This is a genomic window from uncultured Tateyamaria sp. (assembly GCF_947488715.1).
Lineage (GTDB): Bacteria > Pseudomonadota > Alphaproteobacteria > Rhodobacterales > Rhodobacteraceae > Tateyamaria.
Genome location: NZ_CANLAG010000004.1, coordinates 180,743 through 203,211 on the forward strand (window position 1 = coordinate 180,743; position 22,469 = coordinate 203,211).

At 63.3% G+C, this 22,469-nt stretch carries 16 protein-coding genes and 1 tRNA gene; 10 read left to right on the forward strand and 7 right to left on the reverse strand.

Annotation, left to right across the window (positions count from 1 at the left end; translation table 11 throughout):
* The first annotated feature begins 2 nt into the window (after positions 1-2).
* The 9 genes from Q0936_RS11335 (at position 3) to Q0936_RS11375 (ending at position 8,515) form a co-directional block, all read left to right on the forward strand.
* A complete protein-coding gene (locus tag Q0936_RS11335) occupies positions 3-458 on the forward strand; it encodes a FixH family protein (protein WP_299292680.1) in 456 nt (151 codons plus the stop codon).
* Positions 455-2,578, forward strand: coding sequence for a heavy metal translocating P-type ATPase (locus Q0936_RS11340; RefSeq protein ID WP_299292682.1), 2,124 nt, complete (start codon positions 455-457; stop codon positions 2,576-2,578). Before Q0936_RS11335 ends, Q0936_RS11340 begins: the two co-directional genes overlap by 4 nt.
* A gap of 4 nt (positions 2,579-2,582) precedes the next feature.
* Positions 2,583-2,858, forward strand: coding sequence for a cbb3-type cytochrome oxidase assembly protein CcoS (gene ccoS / locus Q0936_RS20375; protein ID WP_363323267.1), 276 nt, complete (start codon positions 2,583-2,585; stop codon positions 2,856-2,858).
* On the forward strand, positions 2,831-3,211 hold the full coding sequence (locus Q0936_RS11350; protein WP_299292684.1) for a VOC family protein: 381 nt from the start codon (positions 2,831-2,833) through the stop codon (positions 3,209-3,211). Before ccoS ends, Q0936_RS11350 begins: the two co-directional genes overlap by 28 nt.
* A gap of 74 nt (positions 3,212-3,285) precedes the next feature.
* Positions 3,286-3,359, forward strand: a tRNA-Gly gene (locus Q0936_RS11355).
* Between the two features lie 98 nt (positions 3,360-3,457).
* The gene (locus tag Q0936_RS11360) at positions 3,458-5,269 is read left to right on the forward strand and encodes an ABC transporter transmembrane domain-containing protein (RefSeq protein ID WP_299144401.1); all 1,812 of its coding nucleotides are present in this window, start codon (positions 3,458-3,460) and stop codon (positions 5,267-5,269) included.
* A gap of 69 nt (positions 5,270-5,338) precedes the next feature.
* Positions 5,339-5,767, forward strand: a complete 429-nt coding sequence (gene lysM / locus Q0936_RS11365) for a peptidoglycan-binding protein LysM (RefSeq protein ID WP_299144404.1) — start codon at positions 5,339-5,341, stop codon at positions 5,765-5,767.
* 207 nt (positions 5,768-5,974) lie between these two features.
* Entirely contained in the window at positions 5,975-7,873 is a 1,899-nt protein-coding gene (locus Q0936_RS11370; RefSeq protein WP_299292686.1) for an acyl-CoA synthetase, read from the forward strand.
* A 162-nt stretch (positions 7,874-8,035) separates the two neighbouring features.
* Positions 8,036-8,515, forward strand: coding sequence for a hypothetical protein (locus Q0936_RS11375; protein WP_299292688.1), 480 nt, complete (start codon positions 8,036-8,038; stop codon positions 8,513-8,515).
* 7 nt (positions 8,516-8,522) lie between these two features.
* Here Q0936_RS11375 and Q0936_RS11380 read toward each other — a convergent pair whose 3' ends face one another.
* The 7 genes from Q0936_RS11380 to Q0936_RS11410 all read right to left on the reverse strand — a co-directional run bounded on the left by Q0936_RS11380 (position 8,523) and on the right by Q0936_RS11410 (position 18,064).
* Positions 8,523-9,359 (reverse strand): alkaline phosphatase family protein, encoded by an 837-nt coding sequence (locus Q0936_RS11380; RefSeq protein ID WP_299292690.1) that lies wholly within the window; start codon positions 9,357-9,359, stop codon positions 8,523-8,525.
* Positions 9,360-9,505: 146 nt separating this feature from the next.
* A complete protein-coding gene (locus Q0936_RS11385; RefSeq protein ID WP_299292692.1) occupies positions 9,506-11,140 on the reverse strand; it encodes an ABC transporter ATP-binding protein in 1,635 nt (544 codons plus the stop codon).
* 70 nt (positions 11,141-11,210) lie between these two features.
* Positions 11,211-12,029, reverse strand: coding sequence for an ABC transporter permease (locus Q0936_RS11390; protein WP_299292694.1), 819 nt, complete (start codon positions 12,027-12,029; stop codon positions 11,211-11,213).
* A 94-nt stretch (positions 12,030-12,123) separates the two neighbouring features.
* On the reverse strand, positions 12,124-13,080 hold the full coding sequence (locus tag Q0936_RS11395) for an ABC transporter permease (protein WP_299165459.1): 957 nt from the start codon (positions 13,078-13,080) through the stop codon (positions 12,124-12,126).
* 110 nt (positions 13,081-13,190) lie between these two features.
* Positions 13,191-14,786: an ABC transporter substrate-binding protein gene (locus Q0936_RS11400; RefSeq protein ID WP_299292696.1), complete on the reverse strand. Its 1,596-nt coding sequence runs from the start codon at positions 14,784-14,786 to the stop codon at positions 13,191-13,193.
* A gap of 128 nt (positions 14,787-14,914) precedes the next feature.
* Entirely contained in the window at positions 14,915-16,900 is a 1,986-nt protein-coding gene (locus tag Q0936_RS11405; RefSeq protein WP_299292698.1) for a CocE/NonD family hydrolase, read from the reverse strand.
* A gap of 54 nt (positions 16,901-16,954) precedes the next feature.
* A complete protein-coding gene (locus Q0936_RS11410) occupies positions 16,955-18,064 on the reverse strand; it encodes a DUF4147 domain-containing protein (RefSeq protein ID WP_299292700.1) in 1,110 nt (369 codons plus the stop codon).
* 221 nt (positions 18,065-18,285) lie between these two features.
* Here Q0936_RS11410 and Q0936_RS11415 point away from each other — a divergent pair, with 221 nt between their 5' ends.
* Positions 18,286-22,338, forward strand: coding sequence for an Ig-like domain-containing protein (locus tag Q0936_RS11415; protein ID WP_299292702.1), 4,053 nt, complete (start codon positions 18,286-18,288; stop codon positions 22,336-22,338).
* The last annotated feature ends 131 nt before the right edge of the window (positions 22,339-22,469 follow it).

Genomic DNA, 22,469 nt, shown 5'->3' on the forward strand with positions numbered 1-22,469 from the left:
AGATGATCCGGGAGCTTAACGGCTGGCATGTGCTGGCGATTTTTGGCAGCGCGTTTGCGGTGATCATCGGGGTCAACCTGACGCTGGCCTTTCAGGCGGTCGCAACCTTTCCGGGATTGGAGACGCGCAATTCCTATGTGGTGAGCCAGGCGTTCGAGGCGGACCGCGCCGCGCAAGAGGCGCTGGGCTGGGACGTGCGGGCCGAGGTCGGGGGCGGTGCGCTGCTGCTGTCTATCGATGATGCAGTGGGGCCGGTGGTGCCGCATGTGACGGCGGCCACGCTGGGGCGCGCGACCCATGTGGGGGCCGATATCACGCCGGTCTTCCGCCATGATGGCCTGCGGTTCGTGGCCGATATTCCAGAACTGGCGCCCGGCAACTGGAACCTGCGGCTTGAGGCCGTGGCGCCGGATGGCACGCGGTTTCGTCAGCGCATCGTGTTGCGGGTGCCGGCATGACCATGGCCGCCTGTCCGGGCTGCATTGCGGGTGCGCCCATGGCCGAGAATCGCGCGCCTGCGGGCATGCCTACGCATATGCTTGTGCTGCCGACGATCCATTGTTCGGCCTGTATTCAGGCGGTGGAACAGGCGCTGGGCGCGCGTGACGACATCGTCGCGGCACGTGTGAACCTGAGTGCCAGACGGGTCGCCATCACTGCGACACCGGGGGCCGATCCCACACCGTGGATCTCGGCCCTTGCAAACATCGGATTCGAGGCGCATGAGGCCCGGCCCGGTGAGGTCCAGACAGAGGACGATGGGCTAATCCTGCGCCTTGGGGTGGCGGGGTTTGCGATGATGAACGTGATGTTGTTGTCCGTTGCGGTGTGGTCGGGGGCCAGCGACAGCACGCGGGATTTCATGCACTGGATCGCCGCCACCATTGCGATGCCTGCTGCGATTTATTGTGCCGACCCGTTTTTCCGCTCGGCCTGGCGGGCGCTACGGGTGGGGCGGCTGAACATGGATGTGCCGATCTCGCTGGCGATTGTGCTGGCCTGTGGTCTGTCGCTCTATGAGACGATGACGGGGGGGGCGCATGCCTATTTCGATGCGGCGCTGTCGCTGACGTTTTTCCTGCTGGGGGGGCGGGTGCTTGAGACTCGGATGCGGCGGGCGGCGCGCTCGGCAGCGGCGGATCTGGCCGCGCTGGAGCCGCACCGTGTGACGCGGGTCACGGGTCAGGGCCACCAAAGTGCGTCGGTCGAAGAGGTCCGCGTGGGTGACGTGTTGTGGTTGGCGGCGGGCAGCCGGGTGCCGGTCGATGGTGTGCTACAGGCGGCAACTGCGCAGGTGGATCGCAGTGCGCTGACCGGCGAAAGCGATCCGGTGGCCGTGGGGCAGCGGGCTGTGCTGACGGCGGGGGAGGTTGTGTTGACTGGCCCGGTCACCATGCAGGCGCGGGTGGATGCCAAGGGGTCCACGCTGCGCCGTTTGGTGGAATTGGCGGCGTCGGCGGAGGGTGCGCGCAGCCGCTACACCAGCCTCGCCACCCGTGCGGCCGGGGTCTATGCGCCGCTGGTCCACGGGCTTTCGCTGGCGGCGTTTCTGGGCTGGTGGTGGGGGTCGGGGGATGCCTATCACGCGCTGACCATTGCGATTGCGACGCTGATCATCACGTGCCCCTGCGCGCTGGGTCTTGCGGTGCCTGCGGTGGCGACGGTGGCCACGGGGCGGCTTTTCCGGGCGGGCGTTCTGGTGAAATCCGAGACCGCGCTGGAGCGGTTGGCAGAGGTCGACACGGTGGTTTTCGACAAGACCGGCACGCTGAGTGACAGCGCGTTGGTGCCGCCGGTGGACCTGTCCGATGAGGCGCGCGCGGTGCTGAAGGGGTTGGCCGAGGCATCCCGTCACCCGCTCAGCCGTAGCGTGTTGGGGCCGCTGTCGGATGTGCGCGCCGCCGCCATCGAGGACGTGGACGAGACACGAGGGCGCGGCCTGCGCGGCGTGTGGCGGGGTCAGCCCGTGGGGCTGGGTGCCGCCGATTGGCTGACCGGAGACGGGCAAGGCACCGTGCTGCAGGTTGGGGACTGCATCTATCCGCTGGCGCGGCGCGAGCAGGCGGTGACGGATGCCGCACAGGCGCTGGACGCGCTGCGGGCGATGGGGTTGGACGTGCATATCCTGACGGGTGACACAGCGCGCAACGCGCAACGTGTCGCCGCGACGCTTGAGGTGAGGCAGGTGCATGCCGGTGTCGGGCCAGAGGACAAACAGGCGCTGATCCAGTCGCTACAGGCGGGTGGCGCCAAGGTTCTGATGATCGGCGACGGGTTGAACGACACGCTGGCTTTGACCGAGGCGTGGGCGTCCATCGCGCCGGGCACCGCGCTGGAGGCGAGCCAGAACGCGGCGGATGTGGTCCTGTTGGGTCAAAAGATGCTGGGCGTGCCGCTGGTCCTGCGCATCGCGCGCAGTGCGCGGCGGCGCATTCTGGAGAACTTTGCGCTGGCGGCGGGGTACAATGCCGTGGCCATTCCGTTATCTCTTATGGGTTTTGCGTCACCACTGATGGCAGCCCTTGCGATGTCCTCAAGCTCGCTGACGGTCACATTGAACGCGCTGAGAACGAGGTGAAACGATGAATATCCTGATCATTCTGGTGCCGTGTTCGCTGTGCCTGGGGCTGGGCGCGCTGGCCGCGTTTGTCTGGACCCTGCGCCACGACCAATACGACGATCCTGCGGGTGATGCCGAACGCATCCTGCTCGAAGACCGCCCGCCGCGCAGCCAGAGCGCCACAGGGTCTGCGCGCGGGGATATCGGTTTGACGCCTCGGGGCGCAGGTTCCAAGATGGCGCACATCCCCGGATCAAAGGAAACGGCCCCATGCAGATCGAACGACTGGACCATGTGAACCTGCGCACGTCGCAACTGGACCACATGACGGCGTGGTACGTGGATGTACTGGGACTGCGGAACGGACACCGGCCTGACTTCGATGTGCCGGGTGTGTGGCTATATGCCGGAGACACGGTGGTGGTGCATCTGGTTGGGGTTGAGGGTGATCCCGGCGCGGGGTCTGAAACCGCGCTCAAGATGGAGCACTTTGCCCTGACGGCGCGCGGTGCGGCGACGTTTGAACAGCGTCTGACGGATCGTGGCGAGACATTCCGCAAGTCGCCGATCGGGGACACGGGCATGATTGCGTTCAACATCTGGGATCCGGATGGCAACCATATCCATGTCGACTTTGCCGCGGAGGAATGACGCGGCAACCGCGCAAAAGGCGTGTCGGTCATTCTTGACCCTGTGCCACGGCTGGCTTATGGAACGCGCACTGCGCGGGCGTTGTGTAGTGGTAAGACCTTAGCCTTCCAAGCTAATGACGCGGGTTCGATTCCCGCCGCCCGCTCCAAAATCCCGTTTCTTTGATCGACCTGCGCGGCCCTGTCCACTTGACCTGACAGCGGCGTTGCGTCCAAGTGCAATCCACGCGCATCGCACGGAGACCGCATGACTGATCAGACGACCGCCCCGCCGCCACCGAATGCCGGTGACAAGGAGCGTGAGAAATCCAAGCGGATCGGAGCCTTGCGCGCGCTGTTCCCGTTTTTGCTGCCCTATTGGAAGCTGATGGCTGCGGCCCTGGCCGCCCTGATTGCGACGGCGATCATATCGCTGACCCTGCCGCTGGCGGTGCGCCGTGTTGTGGACAATTTCGACACGGCAGAGGCGGCGGTTCTGGACCTCTATTTTCTCGCGGCCATTGGCATCGCGGGCCTGCTGGCGATTGGCACCGGCCTGCGCTACGCGCTGGTGACGCGGTTGGGCGAACGTGTGGTCGCGGACATCCGCAAGGCGGTGTTCAACCGCGTGATCGGCATGTCGCCCAGTTTCTACGAAAACATCATGACTGGTGAAGTGCTAAGCCGGATTACCACCGACACGACGCTGATCCTGAGTGTGGTGGGCTCGTCCATTTCCATCGCCTTGCGCAATGTGCTGATCTTTTTCGGTGGTCTGGTGCTGATGTTGCTGACTTCGGCCAAGTTGACGGGGCTGGTGTTGCTGATTGTGCCGGCGGTTGTGGTGCCGATCCTTGTACTGGGGCGGCGTTTGCGGGTGCTGAGCCGGGAAAATCAGGACTGGATTGCGGCCTCGTCCGGGCGTGCGTCGGAGCAGTTGAGCGCGGTGCAGACGGTGCAGGCCTTTACCCATGAGGCGGCCAGCCGGGCGATGTTCTCGGACGTGACCGAGGCCAGCTATGGGTCGGCCAAGCGCCGCATCACCACGCGGGCGGCGATGACTGTGATTGTCATTTTCCTCGTGTTTGCGGGCATCGTGGGTGTGTTGTGGATTGGGGCCAATGACGTGCGGTCGAACCTGATGACCATGGGCGCGCTGATCCAGTTTGTGATCTATGCGGTCATGGTGGCGGGCGCGGTTGCAGCCCTGTCCGAGATCATCGGTGAATTGCAGCGGGCAGCAGGTGCGACCGAACGGCTGGTTGAACTGTTGCAGACGGATGATGCGGTGCGGGATCAGGCGGCCCCGTTGGCGCTGCCGTCGCCGGTGCGGGGGCATATCGCGTTCGAAGACGTCCGCTTTGCCTATCCGGCGCGTCCGGGGATCAATGCGCTGGACGGTGTGACGCTGGACATTCAGCCCGGTGAAACGGTGGCCTTTGTCGGGCCGTCCGGTGCGGGCAAGACGACGATCATCCAGATGCTCTTGCGGTTCTATGATCCTCAGGCGGGGCGTATCTGTCTGGACGGTGTGGACGTGGCGCAGATGGCGCGCGAGGCGTTCCGTCAGCACATCGCACTGGTGCCGCAGGATCCGATGATCTTTGCTGCGTCGGCGGCGGAAAACATTGCCTTCGGCCGTCCCGGTGCCACGCAGGCCCAGATCGAAGCGGCGGCACGTGCGGCTGCGGCTCATGACTTTATCGTGGGGCTGCCGCAGGGTTATGACAGCCCGCTGGGAGAGCGCGGCGTGATGCTGTCGGGTGGTCAAAAGCAGCGCATCGCCATTGCGCGCGCGATCCTGCGGGATTCGCCGGTGTTGCTGTTGGATGAGGCGACCAGCGCATTGGATGCCGAAAGCGAGCGGGCCGTGCAGGAGGCCGTGGATGCCTTGGCACAGGGGCGCACGACATTGATCGTGGCGCACCGTTTGGCCACGGTGAAGAAAGCCGACCGGATCATCGTTTTGGACCAGGGCCGGGTCGTTGCCCATGGGTCACACGATGAATTGGTAGCCGAAGACGGGCTTTATGCCCGTTTGGCACGCTTGCAGTTCACAGATGGCATCGCAGCCGAATAATTCCCCTTAACCCACATGTTCGATCCGTGATCCACGGACGAGGCAACATGTATGAAAAAGGGGTTGGCTATGGGTTTGTGGAGTTTTGTCAAAGGCAAGGGCAAGAAGCTGTTTGGTGGCGCGGATGACGCGGAGCTGAACGGCGGTGCGCTGAAGGACGAAATCAAGGAATTGGGTCTGGATGACAGCGGCCTGGACATCGTGGTCGAAGGCGACACGGTCAAGGTCACAGGTGAGGCTGTCAGCCAGGAGATGAAGGAAAAGGTGATCCTTGCCGTGGGCAACGTCGAAGGCGTGGCCGCGGTCGAGGACGCCGTGCCAAGTGCAACGGACCCGGTATTTCACACCGTGGTGCCCGGTGACACGTTGTGGGGGATTTCGGCGTCGACGCTTGGCAACGGTGCGCGCTACGAAGAGATTTTCGAAGCGAACAAGCCGATGCTGTCTCACCCGGACAAAATCTATCCCGGTCAGGTGCTGCGTATTCCGCAGGACTGACCCAATACGCCAGAAAATGGCGGTGTGGGGCGGTGGGCCAAATTGGCCTGCCGCCTTTTTTGTGACCTTAGGTCACGGCATCTGACGCGGCGTCGGGCGGCGCGGGCGCGCCTTGGAATCCTTGAACATTGCGTCAATCCACCGCATCTTGTCCCGCAAGGAAGAGACATGACGCCAGACACTCAAGGCGCATCAGGGAGGATCACTATGACGTTTGCAGGAATCGCGGACCGCGACGCAATTCAGAACGAAATGCCGTGGGAAGAACGCGACGTTGCCAAGACCGTTTTCGGTATGCTGAGCGACACGGCGGCGAAGTATCCGACGCACAATGCGATCAGTTACCAGATCTTTTCGGACCCCAAGTCGAAGGCGGAAACGCTGACATGGACGCAGTTGCGCGACCGCACGGCGCAAACGGCCAACCTGTTCCGCAGCATGGGGATCGGACCGACGGACGTTGTGGCCTTTATCCTGCCCAATGCGACCGAGACGGTTCTGACCCTGCTGGGGGGTGAGGTTGCGGGCATTGTGAACCCGATCAACCCGCTGCTGGACGCCGAACAGATCGGTGCGATCCTGCGCGAGACAAATGCCAAGGTTGTCGTGACCCTGCGCGCCTTTCCCAAGACAGACGTCGCCGAAAAGACCGCCAAGGCGGTTAGCCTCGCACCCAATGTCAAAACCGTGCTCGAGGTCGATCTGCTGACCCATGTGTCGGGGCTGAAATCGTTCATCATCCCGCTGATCCGCCCCAAGATGGAGAAAGCGCCTGGCGTCACCTACAAGGACTTTAGCGCCGAGGTTGCCAAGCAGCCCACCACGCTGACCTTTGAGGACGTGCAGGAAGACCGGGTGGCCGCCTATTTCCATACCGGTGGCACCACGGGCATGCCCAAGGTCGCGCAGCACAAGTATTCGGGCATCGTTTACAACGGCTGGGTCGGGGCGACGGTGCTATTGAGTGCCGAGGACAACATTCTGGCCCCTCTGCCGCTGTTCCACGTGATGGCGGCGCAAGTGCTGTTGATGGGTGCGGTTGCATCGGGCGCGCACTGTATTTTCCCGACACCGCAGGGCTATCGGGGCGAGGGTGTGTTCGACAACATCTGGAAGCTGACCGAACGCTGGAAGATCACCTTTATCGCCTCTGTGCCCACGGCGATTGCCGCGATGATGCAGCGGCCCATTGATGCTGACATTGGCACGGTCAAGTCGACGTTCTCGGGTTCTGCGCCGCTGCCTCAAGAGCTGTTCAAGCGGTATGAGACAGCCGCCGGTGTCGACATTGTCGAAGGCTACGGCATGACCGAGGCGACGTGCCTTGTGTCGGGCAACCCCATCGACGGCGAAAAGAAGATCGGGTCGGTGGGCATTCCGTTCCCCTACACGGACGTGAAGATCTACAAAGGCACGCCCGAGGGTCCCATCGAGGCGGATCTGGAAGAGGTTGGCGAGATCTGTGTCAGCAATCCGGGTGTCTGGCCGGGCAACACCTACACCGAGGCCGACAAGAACAAGGACCTCTATTACAACGACAAATACCTGCGCACAGGCGATCTGGGCCGGGTGGATGCGGATGGGTATCTGTGGATCACGGGCCGCGCCAAGGACCTCATCATTCGGGGTGGCCACAACATCGACCCTGCCGAGATCGAAGAGGCGTTGCTGGGCCACGAGGCTGTGGCCTTTGCTGGCGCCATTGGGCAACCGGATCAGCATTCGGGCGAGGTGCCTTGCGCCTATGTGGAACTGGTCGATGGGGCATCTGTGACGCCGGACGAGCTGATGGCCTATGCCAAGCAGCACGTGCACGAGCGCGCCGCGCAGCCCAAGCATGTGACCATCATGGATGAACTGCCCAAGACGGCGGTGGGCAAGGTGTTCAAGCCTGACCTGCGCAAAGAGGCGATCACGCGCATCTACAACGCAACGCTGGCCCAAGCCGGTTTGAACGCCAAGGTTGTTGCGGTGATTGACGACAAGAAGCGTGGGCTCGTGGCTCAGGTCGAAGCCAATGGCGACGGCGACACGGCGATCCAGACGGTGTTGGGCGATTTCGTTCGCCCGTGGGAACCTGCGACGGCGGCAATTGCCGCTGAGTGATCCGCGTCCGCATCCGTGCGGAACCTGTGAGACGATAGAAAGGGTGCGCTTTGGGCGCGCCCTTTTGCGTATGGGCGGGGAACGCCTGTTCTGACGCAGATGTGAGCGGATGTGCGCAGTTGAGGTGGTAGACTGCGCCTCAACAGTTCCATCGGAGGCCCTATGCCAAAATCCAAGAAACGGGCCAAGGCCGCCCCTGCGTCCAAAGCCACTGCTGCGCAAACAGGTTTGTCACGGCGTTCCGTTCTGGGCGGCGGTGCGATCGGGTCGGCGCTGGTGTTGGGTGGCGGGTTCTGGGGGATCAGTTCGTTCCGAACCTATGCCGCTGAACATGATCTCAGCCGGGTGGGCGACGGGACGCTGGCGGTGGTCCAGATCCACGATCCGCAATGTCCGACCTGCACCGCGTTGCAAAAGCAGACGCGCCGCGCGTTGCGGGCCTTTGACGGCTGCGGGCTGACCTATCTGGTGGCGGATATCAAGACGCCCGAAGGTGCGGCCTTTGCCCGGCGATTCAATGCGCCGCATGTCACGCTGTTGCTGTTTGATGGGCAAGGTGGGTTGCACCGGCGGGTACAGGGCCTGCAACAGGCCGCCGCATTGGAAGAGGTATTCTCGGCCCACAAAGCCGCGTTGACCTGACGCGGGATCAAGTTAGGAAGGATGCCGCGCGCATGGTGTCCGGCACCGGTGCACCCAGCAGTGTGAGGATTGTGGGCGCCAGTTGGCGCTGGTCGATGATCGTGCTGGGGTCCGGCCCGCGGGCATCCCCGAAATAGTAGAGTGCGGTATCCTGTTGCAGCGCGCCGCGCCCGCCGTGGTGGCCGCGGTCGTCCTGTCCATGATCGGCGGTCACAATGACATCGTAGCCCATGTCGCGCCAGCGCGGGATGAAAGGGGCGAGCATTTCATCCATGACGAAACAGGCGGCATCCATGTCCTGACAGTCGTGAAAGAAGCGGTGGCCCATGCTGTCGAGGGTGCAGGTGTGCAGCAGCCCGTAGGTGAGATCGAAGCGACCGCAGAGATTGGTGAGCGTGCCGAAGAGGTCAACATCCGACGGTGTCATCTGGTTGGCGTGGCCGTAACCCGTCATTGTGTGGAAGCGTCCGTGGTTGATCGAGGCGCTGTCCGGTTCGTCATATTCGATGTCGCGGACCACGTCGAAGGGCGCGCGGTTGAAAAACTCCGACCAGAAGGAGTGTGCGACCGCGCCCGTTGTGCCGCCGCCCTTGCGGATCTGGGCAAAGACGTCCGGGTGTGAGAGGCGAAAGACGTTGCCGTTGCCGGTGCAGCCATGCTCTGCGGGTGCGACGCCGGTGTGGATGGATGCATAGCAGGAGGCCGAGATCGAGGGGATCACGCTGCGGTGGGTCCAGGTCTGGGCATCGCCGCTGTCGACCCACCCTTCGAGGTTGCCGAAGAGGCGGCGGAAATTGCGCAGCGGCACGCCGTCGAGGATGATCAGGAGAAGTTTCGTGGTCATGGCATTTGGGTCCCGGTTTCTGGGCCAAGCCTAGCGGTGTTCCGGAACGGGGTCACCTGTGCAGATGTGCAAATGGGGGTGCGGGGACGGCGGGGTGACGCTCTTTGGCTGCGCCAAATTCGCCCCACCCGCCGTCCCGCAGGCGCTTAGTTGCCGGCACTTTCCATCTTGCGGTTGGCGATCACATCCTCGAGCCAGCCGAGTTTCATTTCCGGCACCGAGCTGAGCAGCAGGTCGGTATAGTCGTCGAATGGCGGTGTGAGCACTTCGGACTTGGTGCCGTAGCGTTGCACGCGGCCCTGGTACATCACGGCGATGCTGTCGGCGATGGCCCGCACTGTGGCGAGGTCATGGGTGATGAAGAGATAGGCCACGTCCTCGACCTTTTGCAGGTTGAGGAGCAGTTTGAGGATGCCGTCGGCCACCAGCGGGTCGAGAGCGGAAGTGACCTCGTCGCAGATGATCAGCTTGGGCTTGGCCGCCAGCGCGCGGGCGATGCAGACCCGCTGTTTCTGGCCGCCGGACAGTTCGGCAGGGTAGCGATCCTGAAAGCCGCTGCCCAGTTCGATTTCGTCCAGCAGTTCCTGGATGCGTTTCTGTTTTTCCGCGCCCTTGAGGCCGAAGTAGAATTCCAGTGGCCGCCCGATGATCGTGCCCACGGTCTGGCGCGGGTTCATCGCCGTGTCGGCCATCTGGTAGATCATCTGGAGCTCGCGCAGGTCTTCGAGGTTGCGGGAGGGTTGATCCGGCGTCAGGGTGCGGCCTGCAAAGGTGATGGTCCCGTCGCGGGGGGGCAGGAGGCCGGTGATCACGCGGGCCAGGGTCGATTTGCCCGAGCCGCTTTCGCCCACCACGGCGAGGGTCTGGCCCGGGCTGAGATCAACGCTGACATTGTGCAGGACGTCGAAACTTGTGCCCTTGTAGCGGGCGGTGATGTTTTCGACGCGCAGCACCGGTTCGGTTGGTTGTTTTTCCTCGTGGGTGATGGAGCGGACCGAGACGAGGGCTTGGGTGTACTCTTCCTTGGGCGCGTTGATGATCTGGTTGGTGGTGCCGTATTCGACCATCTCGCCCATGCGCAGGACCATGATGTGATCGCTGACCTGTGCCACCACGGCGAGGTCGTGGGTGATGTAAAGTGCCGCCACGCCGGTGTCGCGTATGGCGTCCTTGATCGCCTTCAGGACGTCGATCTGGGTGGTCACGTCCAGCGCAGTTGTAGGTTCGTCGAAGACCACGAGGTCAGGTTCAGGGCAGAGCGCGAGCGCCGTCATGCAGCGTTGCAGCTGGCCGCCCGAGACCTGGTGGGGGTAACGGTTGCCGATATTGTCCGGGTCGGGCAGGCCCAGCTTGGCAAAGAGGTCCCGCGCGCGCTGTTCGGCGTCTGATTTGGAGAATTTGCCCTGAAGCACGGCGGCTTCGATCACTTGTTCCATGATCCGCTTGGCCGGGTTGAAAGAGGCGGCGGCGGATTGGGAGACGTAAGTGACTTCGGCCCCGCGCAGCTTGCGGATGTCGCCCGCCTTGGCTTGCAGGATGTCGCGTCCGTTGACGTGGACGGTGCCACCTGTCAGTTCGACGCCGCCTCGTCCGTAGGCCATTGAGGCCAGACCGATGGTGGATTTGCCCGCACCGGATTCGCCGATGAGGCCCAGCACCTTGCCGGCTTCGACGTCGAAGTCGACGCCGTGCACGATTTCGATGTCATGGGGTTTTTCACCGGGCGGGTAGACTGTTGCGCCGATTTTCAGGCCGCGGACTTGGAGAAGAGGTGTGGTCATTGTGGCAATCCCCCGGTGGCGCTGCCCCCGGACCCCCGGAGTTTATTTGGCAAGATGAAAGAGCGCCGGATCATCCGCGGCCTCCTTTCAGCGAGGTGGTACGGTTGAGGATCCAGTCGGCGATCAGGTTCACGCTGATGGCCAGCGTGGCGATGGCGACAGCTGGGTAGAGGGCCGCGCCGATGCCGAAATTGATGCCTTCCTTGTTCTCTTTCACGATGCCGCCCCAATCGGCCAGCGGTGGTTGGACACCGATGCCGAGGAAGGACAGGGTCGAGATGAAGAGCACCATGAAGATGAAGCGCAGGCCCATTTCGGCGACCAGCGGTGAGAGCGCGTTGGGCAGGATTTCGCGGAAGATGATCCAGGCGAGTTTTTCGCCGCGCAGGCGGGCCGCTTCGACATAGTCCATGACGGAGATGTCGACGGCGACGGCGCGGGCGAGGCGGTAGACGCGGGTGCTGTCCAGGAGGCCCATGATGACGATGAGGGTCAGTACCGTGGCCTCGATCGAGCTGAGGATCACGAGGGCCAGGATCAGTGAGGGGATCGACATGAAGAGGTCGACGAGGCGGCTCATCACCTGGTCGATCCAGCCGCCTGAGACGGCGGCGATGAAGCCAAGGACCGCGCCTGTGGTGAAGCTGAGGATCGTGGCGGCGGTGGCGATGAAGATGGTGGTCTGCCCGCCGTAGATCATCCGAGTGAGCAGGTCGCGCCCGATCTGGTCGGTGCCGAGCCAGTGTTGCGCCGAGCTTGGCTCCCACACGTCGCCCACGGCCTCGGCCATGCCGTAGGGGGCGATCAGCCCCGCGAAGATGGCGGCGAGGAAATAGGTGCCGGTGATGATCAGGCCGATGGCGGCGGAGAGGGGGATGTTTTTTAGCATTTGATGTGCGCCCAGATTTGCGAATGGGTGCCGGACCGCGCCTTTGCTGCGCAAAGACTCTCATCCGCACGAAATGAGTTTTGTTCCACAAAACTCATTTTGGGTGCCTCAGTCTCGGGTTGGCGAGGATCGACACCACGTCCGCCACGATATTGAGGATGATGTAGACAGCGGCGAAGATCACGCCGCAGGCGAGCACCACGGGCACATCTCGTTTGACCACGGCATCCACGAGGTATTGGCCCATGCCTGGGTAGGCGAACACCACCTCGACCACCACGACGCCCACGACGAGGTAGGCGAGGTTGATCATCACCACGTTCACGATGGGGGCGATGGCGTTGGGGAATGCGTGTTTGCGGATCACGGTGAAGGTCGTGAGGCCCTTGAGCTCGGCGGTTTCGATATAGGCCGATTGCATCACGTTGAGGATGGCCGCACGCGTCATGCGCATCATGTGGGCCAGCACCACCAGCGTCAGCACGGCAACGGGCAGCGAGATGGCGTGCAGTTGATCCAGCAGCGGCATGCCCGGCGAGACGGAGGCAAAGGACGGGGCCCAGAACAGTTTCACCGCGAAGAAGAACACCAGGATATAGGCGATCATGAATTCGGGCAGCGAGATCGAGGCCAGCGTGATGCCGGAGATCAGCTTGTCCGGCCAGCGGTTCTGGTAGCGCACCGCGATCAGGCCCAGCAGGATGGCCAGCGGGACCGAGATGATGGCAGCCCAGAAGGCGAGGAACAGGGTCGAGGACATGCGCCGCGCGACCTGTTCGCCGATGGGCAGCTTGTTGGTCAGGGCGGTGCCCATGTCGCCGGTGACGATCCCGCCCAGCCACTCGAAATAGCGGGTCAGGGCAGAGCGGTTCAGGCCCATTTCCTCGCGCAGGTTGGCGAGGCTTTCGGGGGTGGCGGATTGGCCAAGGATGGCCTGCGCGGCGTCGCCGGGCAAAATTTCGGTCAGACCGAAGATCAGCGCGGAGGCGGCGAGCAGCAGAAGAACCCCAAGGGCGAGGCGTTCTGCGACAAGTTTCAAAATCGGGTGCATATGTGCGGGTCCTGATGGCACCGGGCCAACCGCAAGCGCGGTGGGGTGCGGACGCGAAAGGGATCAAACGAAAACCGCGCCCGAAGATGTTCGGGCGCGGTGTGGTCGTTTTAGGCTTTCCAGGTCTTTTTGAAGGCGTACCAGTTCATCTGGGGGCCGTTCGGATCACTGGACCAGCCCTGTACCTTGGTCGAGACCGCATCGACGAAGTCATTGAACATCGGGACGATCAGGCCGCCTTCTTCGTTCAGCATGCGACCCATCTTGGAGTAGATTTTCTTGCGCTTGCCTTCGTCCAGTTCGGCGCGGGCTGCGAGCAGCATCTCGTCGAACTCGGGACGTTTCCAGCGCGTGTCGTTCCAGTCGGCAGTGGACAGATAGGCCGTGGTGTACATCTGGTCCTGCACCGGGCGACCGCCCCAGTAGGAGCAGCAGAAGGGTTGCACGTTCCACACTTCGGACCAGTATCCATCGTTCGGCTCACGCTTGATTTCCAGCGGGATGCCGGCGGCTTGGGCCGACTGCTGGAACAGGGCGGCGGCATCGACCGCACCGGGGAAGGCACCGTCAGCGGTGCGCAGGATGATAGGCGAGCCATCGTGGCCTGACTTCTTGTAGTGCTCGGCCGCTTTTTCCAGGTCGAACGCGCGCTGCGGGATGGTTTCGTCAAAGAGCGGGTACGCCGCGTTGATAGGAATATCGTTCCCGACAGAGCCGTAGCCTTGCAGGATCTTGTCGACCATTTCCTGACGGTTGAGCGCGTATTTCAGCGCCAGACGCAGTTCCTGGTTGTCGAAAGGTGCGGTGTCGATATGCGCGATGAACACATAGTGGCCGCGACCTGCTGTCGACAGCACGTCGATGGTGGGCGCGCGGTCCAGCAGTTTGGCGATCTTGGGCTCGACCCGGTTGATCGTGTCGACCTGACCCGATTGCAGGGCTGCCGTCCGGGCGGTGGCGTCGTTCAGAACGATGACTTCGACCGTGTCGTAGTGGGCAATGGTCGACTGATCGCCACCCCAGTAGTCGTCGCGGCGCTTGGCCACCATGCGCACGCCGGGCTCGTCGCTTTCGAGGACGTAGGCGCCGGTGCCGATGGCTGCCGTCGGGTCGTCAAAGCCACCGCCGGGTTGGATCATCAGGTGGTAGTCGGCCATCAGATAGGGCAGGTCAGCGTTGCCGACACCCAGCGTAACCTCGAACACGTCACCGTCGGTGCGCATGCTTTCGATGCCCTGAACGATGCCCAGAGCGCCGGATTTGGAATCTTCGTTGGAGTGGCGCTCCATGGTCTTCATCACGTCTTCGGATGTGACGGCCTGACCGTTGGAGAATGTGATGCCCTGGCGGATCTTGAAGCGCCATGTCTTGGCGTCGGCGGAGCCTTCCCAGCTTTCTGCGACGAGACCAGAGAGAGAGCCGTCGGCTTCGACCTCAACGAGGCCTTCGCCCCAAAGCTGGCCACCGGCGATCGGCACATCGGATGCCCATGTGGCGGGGTCTTGGCTGTTGGTGGATTCGCCCCCCTGCACACCCATTTTGAAAGTGCCGCCCGCAACAGGCGTCGCGGCCTGCGCCGTCCCGGCCAGCATCGACGTGGCGACAGCGGCGGTGACACCCAAGGCGGCGGCCTTGGTCATAAATTCACGACGTGACATCGTGCCTGCCGCAACGCGTGCGGACAGGGTTTCGAGTTCTTTCGACATTGTGGTCTCCCGGTTGGCGTCCCGCGTCTTTGCGCGGATTATGAGTGGTGATGCCCGAAGGTTAAGCATTTGCCGCCTGCTCGCAAGGGCTAATCCCCCCGTTGTGGCCGGGGCTGTCGCGGTATCACCTAGATTTCATTGCGTGGAATGGCGTCGGTGATCTCTCGGAGATGGATGCGTTTGTCGTTCTCGAAGGCTTCGAGACTTGCGCGCAGATGGAAATGGGTGGCGTCGGACCACATCTCGCTGTGGGTCTCGGTGCGCAGACGGACCCCGTCGCGCTCCAGCTCGTCGGTCCAGTGACAGGTGCCACGGGCCGACAGCGGGTCGTCGGGGTGGATGGACCAGCGTTCGCGGGCCACTGATCCCGAAATCAGACCATGGTCCAGATCGCGGACCTTGCCGAAGTCGTCTTCGATCACCAGCGTCACCATCCCGGTGGTCATATCCGTTTCTTCGCGGCGGGTGTGGGCCTCGGGGCGCAGGGTTTCCGTCTGCCATGGCGGGGCCGCATCGGGCGGTGGAAAGGTTGGCCGTGGCTGGTCGCCCGTGGGATGCGGGATCGACAGTGAACCGGCATTGATTTGCAGAGTTGCGGCCTGTGGGGCGGGCCAGACAAGTGGCCAGTAGGCCGTGCTGATCGCGATCGCGACGCGGTGACCGGCTGGTACGGTATACCCGATGTGGTCGAGTGCCAGTGCGATGTCCACGGGTGTATCCACGGGCATTGGCGCGGGGTTGGCCGACCCGTCGCGATGGCTGAGGTTCAGCACGCCATAGGTGATGCGCGTGCTGGCACCATCGGGATGGATGTGGTTCAGGCGGACCGCGATTTGTCCCTGCGGCTGCTCCGACGACAGGGTCAGTTGCACCTTGGGCGCGCCAAGGATGCTCAGATCCTGATCCAGCACCTCGCTCGTCCAGCAGGCCGACATCGCATCATCTGTGCGCTGGTCGCCCGGCAGTTCCGGGCCCAGCCATATGGCGCAGTATTCACCGGCAGCGCGTCCCGTATCGGCGGGTGAGGCCACTGTCGTCGGGGTCCGCATCGGCGCGTCGGGTCCCAGTGTGCCGCCATCTTTCAGATGCATTGTGGTGCCTGACTGCTGCGCGTTCTGCGCCTGCCCGACCCAATGGCCCGCACGTTCGGTGTACCACCGCGCCGGGCGTACGCCGTCCATCACATAGGCGCGCAGGTCCGGGTCGTCTTCGACGCCAGTGTCCACGCCCTTGAGCCAGCGATCCCACCAACGCAACGCCTCTTGCAGAAAACCGATGCGCGGTTCGGGCACGGCAAAGTGCGGGTATTTGTGGACCCAAGGTCCGATGATACCCTTGGCACCCGGCAGCGCGTTGACCAATTGCGGCACGGCGTTCTTGTAGGCGTCACCCCAGCCGCCCACGGCCATCACTTTGGCCTTGATCGTGTCGTAGCTTTCGATCACCGAGCCATGTTGCCAATAGGCGTCGCGGGTCTGGTGGCGCAGCCATGTGCTTGGCAGGAATGGCTCGTTCTCCAACCGCTCCAGCCACATCTCGCGCCAGTCGGGGCGCAGGGCAGGGTCGGGCGCGCGGGACGAGTAGCTCCACATCGTGGCGCCCCAGCCGAGGTTTTCATTCAGCAGGCAGCCGCCCTTGTAGTGGATGTCGTCGGCAAAGCGGTCGACGGTCGAACACAGCGTAATGATCGCCTTGAGCGCATCGGGTGCCATGGCTGCGACCTGAAGGCTGTTGAACCCGCCCCAGCTGATCCCCATCATACCCACGTGGCCGTTGCACCACGGCTGAGCAGCGGCCCATTTGATCACCGATACGGCGTCGTCCAGTTCGGTCTGGGTGTATTCATCCGCCATCAACCCGTGGCTGTCGCCATTGCCGCGCATGTCCACGCGCAGGCAGGCATAGCCGCGCGCCGCGAAATAGGGATGGGTGAGCGCATCGCGGCCGCAGGTGCCGTCGCGTTTGCGATAGGGCAGGTGTTCGAGGATCACCGGCACCGGATCGTCCGTCGCATCCACGGGCCGCCACATGCGGGCGGACAGACGGGTGCCGTCGGGCATGATGATGCCCAGATCGGCCTCTTCTTCGATGTCGCGGAGGGTGTCTTGTGTCATGCCCGCAGCGTTGAACGCCCCACCGCCCCTGTCAAGCGGCGTAACGGGCGATGCTCAGTCCGCCTTGTGCGCGATCAGCAGGTCCATGACATTGGTGCCGGTTGGACCGGTTTTGATCAGAGCGCCCCGATTGGCCAGCCAAGGGTAGGCATCCGCACGTGCCAGCGCGTCATGGCCGCTGTCGGTCCAGGTGTCGCCGTCGATCAATGCACCGGCGGCGTCTGTTGGTCCGTCGGTGCCGTCCGTCCCCGCAACGAGGATGCGCAGACCGGATGTGCCCGCGATCTCGCGTGCAAGCCCGAGGGCCAGCGCCATGTTGCGGCCACCCATGCCGGGCGCTTCGGGCAACTGGACAACGGGTTCACCGCCCATGACGTGCAGGCCGGGCGCACCCGCCTTGAGTGCGGCGGCGATGCGTGGGGCCAATACGGTGACATCATCATAGAGGGTTTCGGCGTTGGTCTGCGTCGTAATGGGGCTGGCGGCGGCCACGGCATCGCGGGCAATGGCGTTGCTGGCGACAATGCGGGCGGCAAAGTCAAATGGCGCATCTGCCGGTGCATCACCGATCCCTGACCCGATGGTTGCCAACCTGTCCCCTTCGACATCCGACAGCGCCAGCGTGGTGACTGTTGCACCGCCAAAGCCCGCCAACAGCTTGCCGCCCTTGATCTGTGACCTTTGGGTGCGCAGCGTGTTCATCTCTCCGATAGGCGCGCCAGAGGCCAACAGCGCATTGGTGTCAGCCTTGAGTGTGTCGAGGGTCATGCCATCCGGCAGCACTTCGGCGAGGGCAGAGGCACCGCCGGACACAAGCATCAAGAGGTTGGACCCCGGCTGTGCGCTCGCCACGGCCTCTTGCAATGCGCGACCTGCCACCATCGAGGCATCATCCGGCACGGGGTGCGCGGCCTCGATCACATGCGCATGGGCGGGGGCATCCGCGCCGTGGTGGTACTTGGTCACAATCAGGCACGGGGCGTTTGGCCAGGTCTGTGCCGCCGGTTTTGCCATGGCCACGGCGGCCTTGCCGACGGCGATGATGCGGTCGGGCGCAGGCAACGGATCGCTGTTGAGGCTGCGCGCCACGGCCCTGTCACCACGCACGGCATCCACACCAGCCCACCAAAGTTTCAGCAGATCGACCGCTTCCGACATCGTCATGTTCCCCTGTCACACCACTCGGACTGAGTCCGATTCGCCACAATATGTACCGGTAATTGCAGGAAATTGTGATAGCTGGCGAAAAAGACTCTAGCCCTGGATTCGTGATTCGCGTATCACTGTGGTCACAAAGAGTGGTCAGCACGGCGAAACAAGGCCGGCGACAGCGTAATCAAAGGGACCGCGAAAACGCGGCCTGAGGCGAGAGTGGTGGTGTTATTATGAAGGCGATTGATTTCGTCGTCCGCGATGGTGCGGGCGCATTGCAGCGTGGAGTCGTGCCAGAGGATGGAAACACCTCGATCGGGCTGACCAGCGGACAGGAAATCTCATTGAATTTGCGCCAGATTGATCTGGCGGGCCAGCAGCGGATCGGAAACGATCTGGTCATTACGTTGGTCGATGGGCGCACAGTGACGCTCGAAAACTATTTCAACGACGTGGGCGAGACGAACCGGTTGTTCATTTCGGCAGACGGCTACCTGAACGAGGTGGCCTTTGTTGAAACGACGGATGGTGAGTTGTTTGCACAGTTCGGGCCGACCGAGCAGTGGGGCAAGTGGAGCCCGTCGGATGATCTGATCTATCTTGGCCGCACCGAGGTCGCGCAAATTGGCGCGCCGGTCGGTGGCGACGAAGAGGTGTCGATGTTGGGCGCTGCCCTGCTCGGGGGCGGCGGTCTGGCCGGTCTGGGCGCGGGTGCTGCGGCAGTCGGTGGTGCCGCGCTGGTCGCTGGTGGCGGCGGCGGTGGTGGAGGCGGTGGTAATCCGCCCGCTCCGCCCGCAGATCCCACCGTGGACGGCGTGGGTACGACAACTGACGTTGGCGGCGATGATACAACAACCCACACCGTAACGGTGACAGGCACGGGCGAGCCCGGCGACACCGTCGAAGTGGACGCAGGCGGCGAAACCGTCACCACAGTGATTGGCGATGACGGCACATGGGAAACCGTGTTCGAAGGCGACACCTTCCCGCCGGACGGCACAATTGTTCCTGTTGTGGTTGTCACGCATCCTGATGGCACCGAAACAACGCTGACTGGCCCTGAATTCGTGATCGACACCGTCGGTCCCGCCGTGTCCATCGACACAGGCGTCGAAAGCGTGGGCCACGTGGTCAACGAAGAAGAGCTTGCCGGTGGTGTTACGCTGACAGGCACGGGCGAGGCGGGTGCAACGCTGGAAATCACCATTGAAGGTGTGACGCAGACCACAATCGTCGAAGACGACGGCACATGGGCCGCCACCTGGGAGCCGGGAACGCTGCCCGAGGGTGAGTACGGCACCGGTGTGACAATCGTGGCCTCTGACAGCTTTGGCAACACAACCACCGTGACCGACCAGCTGGTTGTCGACACAATTGCCGAACTGACGATCAACACGGCGACTGTCGAGGGCGACGGTACAGTCAACGCAGCCGAGGCATCGGATGGCATTACGCTGACCGGCACGGCACAGGCCGGATCGAGCGTCGAAGTGACGTTCAACGGTGTGACGCAAACCGCGACAGTGGCCGCGGACGGCAGCTGGACCGTGGATTTCGCTGCGGGTGACATCCCGTCGGGCGAAACCGAGGTGACCGTTTCTGCGGTGGCCACGGATGCTGCGGGTAACACAACCACCGCGTCTGGTACGATCATGGTCGATACCGTGACCGAGGTGACCATCAACACGGCGGGCATCGAAGGCGACGGCGTGATCAACGCGGCTGAGGCTGCCGATGGTGTGACGCTGACAGGCACGGCGCAGGCCGGGGCCAGCGTTGACGTTACATTCAACGGTGTGACACGGACCACGACTGCAGATGCCGACGGCAACTGGAGCGCGGATTTCACCGCAGCCGAAATTCCAACCGGTGAAACAGACGTGACAATCACCGCTGTGGCAACCGATCTGGCAGGCAACACCGCCACGGCCACCGGCATCGTCATGGTCGACACAGTCACCGAAGTGACCATCGCCACCGGCGCGGTCGAAGGGGACGGCACGGTGAACGCAGCCGAGGCGGCGGACGGCATCACGCTGACCGGCACCGCTCAGGCGGGTGCAACTGTGGCCGTGACGTTCAACGGGATCACCCGTGACGCCACCGTTGACGCCAATGGCAACTGGAGCGCGACCTACACTGCCGCCGAAGTGCCGACAGGCGAAACGCAGGCCACTGTGACGGCTGTTTCCACCGATGCGGCTGGCAACAGCGCGACAGCCGCCGGCACAGTCAACATCGACACCGTCACAGACGTGACCGTGAACACGGCCAATGTCGAAGGCGACGGCGTGGTCAACGCCGCCGAAGCCGCTGATGGCATCAGCCTGACCGGCACGGCGCAGCCCGGCTCCAGCGTCGAGGTCACCTTTAACGGTGTCACACGCACAGCCACCGTGGACGCGTCCGGCAACTGGACTGCCGATTTCCTCGCCAGCGAGATCCCGTCGGGTGAAACGCAGGCATCGGTTACTGCAGTCGCCACAGATGCGGCGGGCAACACCGCGACAGCAACCGGCACGGTCGACGTGGACACATTGGTCAACGCGCTTGGCTTTACCTCAACGGCAGGTGGGGCGGATGCAACGCTCAACGCGACCGAGGCGGCATCGGGTCTGGTGGTCACAGGTGTGACTGAACCGGGGTCCACCGTCGTCGTGCAGCTTGGTAATGCGACCAGCACCGCGATTGTGGCCGCTGACGGCACATGGACCGCCAGCTTTGCCAGCGGTGCGATCCCGCAGGGGACATACACCACCGAATTGGTGGCTTCGGCCACGGATGCGGCGGGCAACACCCGTGAGACAACCCAATCGGTCAGCGTCGATACCGAAGCCAGCGTTCTGACCCTCGACGGTCCGGTCGAAGGCGACGACATCATCAACGGCGCCGAAGCCAGCGACGGCGTGGTCCTGTCCGGCACCGCCGATCCGGGTGCAACCGTCAGCGTCACGCTGGGCGGTGTCACCCATCAGGTGGTCGCCAATGGCAACGGCGTCTGGCAGGCGTTCTACACCGCCGCTGAAATCACGCCCGGCACCTATGACGCCGACATCACCGCAACCACAACGGATGCGGCTGGCAACGTGGCCACAGTGACTGACACGGTCCACGTGGACACACGGGTCGACAACCTGTCGGTCGCCGCTGACGTGATCGAAGGCGACAATGTCATCTCCGAAGCAGAGCGGGTCGACGGCGTTGTTCTGACCGGCACAACTGAACCCGGATCGAGCGTCACTGTGACACTCGGGACCGAAACGGTGCAGGCCATCGTGGATGCCAATGGCAACTGGCAAGCGCCCTTCGCGGCCAGCCAAGTGCCACAGGGTGAATATGTGACTGACGTGTCGGTGACAGCCACCGACGTGGCCGGGAACGTGGCAACTGTGACTGACACCGTGCGCGTCGACACGCTGGTCAACCAGCTCGACATTCAGGACACGGTGACCAGCGACGATGTGATCAGCGGCCCAGAGGCACGCGACGGCATCGCACTAGGTGGTCAGGTAGAGCCGGGTTCGACCGTCATGGTCGACTTCAACGGCACGGTCCTTGCGGCCACTGTAGACGCGGCAGGCAACTGGTCGCTGGACATCCCGCCATCGGCCATTCCGCCCGGCGAATACGATGCCGCGATCACCGTGATGGCAACAGACTCGGTGGGCAACACCGAAACACTGGCCGACACGCTGCGCATCGACACCGAAGCACCCGAAGGTCCCGTCATCGCCAGCTTTACCCGCGACGGCGACGGCATCCGGGGCATCTCGACCGATCAGAGCGAAGGCGACCTTGCCGTGGCGCAGGTCAATGGCGACGGTTCCGTCACCGAAGTGGCGGCGACACAAGTCGACATCGACGTGCTGAACGAGACGAACTTCCAGTTCCAGACAAACGTGCCGGATGGCTCGCATCTGGTTGTCACCTCCGAAGATGCGGCGGGCAACACCCGCGGCACCTACGTGGTGCTCGACGATGAAAGCGCGAATTCCAGCGTGGACCTGTCGAACCCGGCGCTCGGCAACTACCAGATCGAAGCGGTGGAACTGCAATTCGCCGAAGAGGCCAACCTGACCATCACCGAGGCGCAGCTTGTCGGGCTGTCGGACAGCACCAACACGCTGACCATCCACGGCGGCAGCGACGACACGGTGACCATCGCAGGTGCAAACCTGACCGGGACCACCAACGTCGATGGCCAGACCTACGATGTCTATTCGCTGGGCACCGAAGGCACGGTCATCCTGGACGACGACATCACGGTCAACACAGCCATCGGCTGATAACGAAACTTTCACTGGGCAAGCAACAACAAGAACAAATCGAGCATTTTCCAGCAAGACAAGAGGCGCGGACCGGGTTCCGCAACCGCGCCCACCTCCAAAAAACGATAAACCCGAAACGGGGCAGGACT

Coding starts and splice junctions, on each gene's coding strand:
- Q0936_RS11335 (WP_299292680.1), top strand. CDS start 3: ATGATCCGGGAGCTTAACGGCTGGCATGTGCTGGCGATTTTTGGCAGC.
- Q0936_RS11340 (WP_299292682.1), top strand. CDS start 455: ATGACCATGGCCGCCTGTCCGGGCTGCATTGCGGGTGCGCCCATGGCC.
- ccoS (WP_363323267.1), top strand. CDS start 2,583: ATGAATATCCTGATCATTCTGGTGCCGTGTTCGCTGTGCCTGGGGCTG.
- Q0936_RS11350 (WP_299292684.1), top strand. CDS start 2,831: ATGCAGATCGAACGACTGGACCATGTGAACCTGCGCACGTCGCAACTG.
- Q0936_RS11360 (WP_299144401.1), top strand. CDS start 3,458: ATGACTGATCAGACGACCGCCCCGCCGCCACCGAATGCCGGTGACAAG.
- lysM (WP_299144404.1), top strand. CDS start 5,339: ATGGGTTTGTGGAGTTTTGTCAAAGGCAAGGGCAAGAAGCTGTTTGGT.
- Q0936_RS11370 (WP_299292686.1), top strand. CDS start 5,975: ATGACGTTTGCAGGAATCGCGGACCGCGACGCAATTCAGAACGAAATG.
- Q0936_RS11375 (WP_299292688.1), top strand. CDS start 8,036: ATGCCAAAATCCAAGAAACGGGCCAAGGCCGCCCCTGCGTCCAAAGCC.
- Q0936_RS11380 (WP_299292690.1), bottom strand. CDS start 9,359: ATGACCACGAAACTTCTCCTGATCATCCTCGACGGCGTGCCGCTGCGC.
- Q0936_RS11385 (WP_299292692.1), bottom strand. CDS start 11,140: ATGACCACACCTCTTCTCCAAGTCCGCGGCCTGAAAATCGGCGCAACA.
- Q0936_RS11390 (WP_299292694.1), bottom strand. CDS start 12,029: ATGCTAAAAAACATCCCCCTCTCCGCCGCCATCGGCCTGATCATCACC.
- Q0936_RS11395 (WP_299165459.1), bottom strand. CDS start 13,080: ATGCACCCGATTTTGAAACTTGTCGCAGAACGCCTCGCCCTTGGGGTT.
- Q0936_RS11400 (WP_299292696.1), bottom strand. CDS start 14,786: ATGTCGAAAGAACTCGAAACCCTGTCCGCACGCGTTGCGGCAGGCACG.
- Q0936_RS11405 (WP_299292698.1), bottom strand. CDS start 16,900: ATGACACAAGACACCCTCCGCGACATCGAAGAAGAGGCCGATCTGGGC.
- Q0936_RS11410 (WP_299292700.1), bottom strand. CDS start 18,064: ATGACGATGTCGGAAGCGGTCGATCTGCTGAAACTTTGGTGGGCTGGT.
- Q0936_RS11415 (WP_299292702.1), top strand. CDS start 18,286: ATGAAGGCGATTGATTTCGTCGTCCGCGATGGTGCGGGCGCATTGCAG.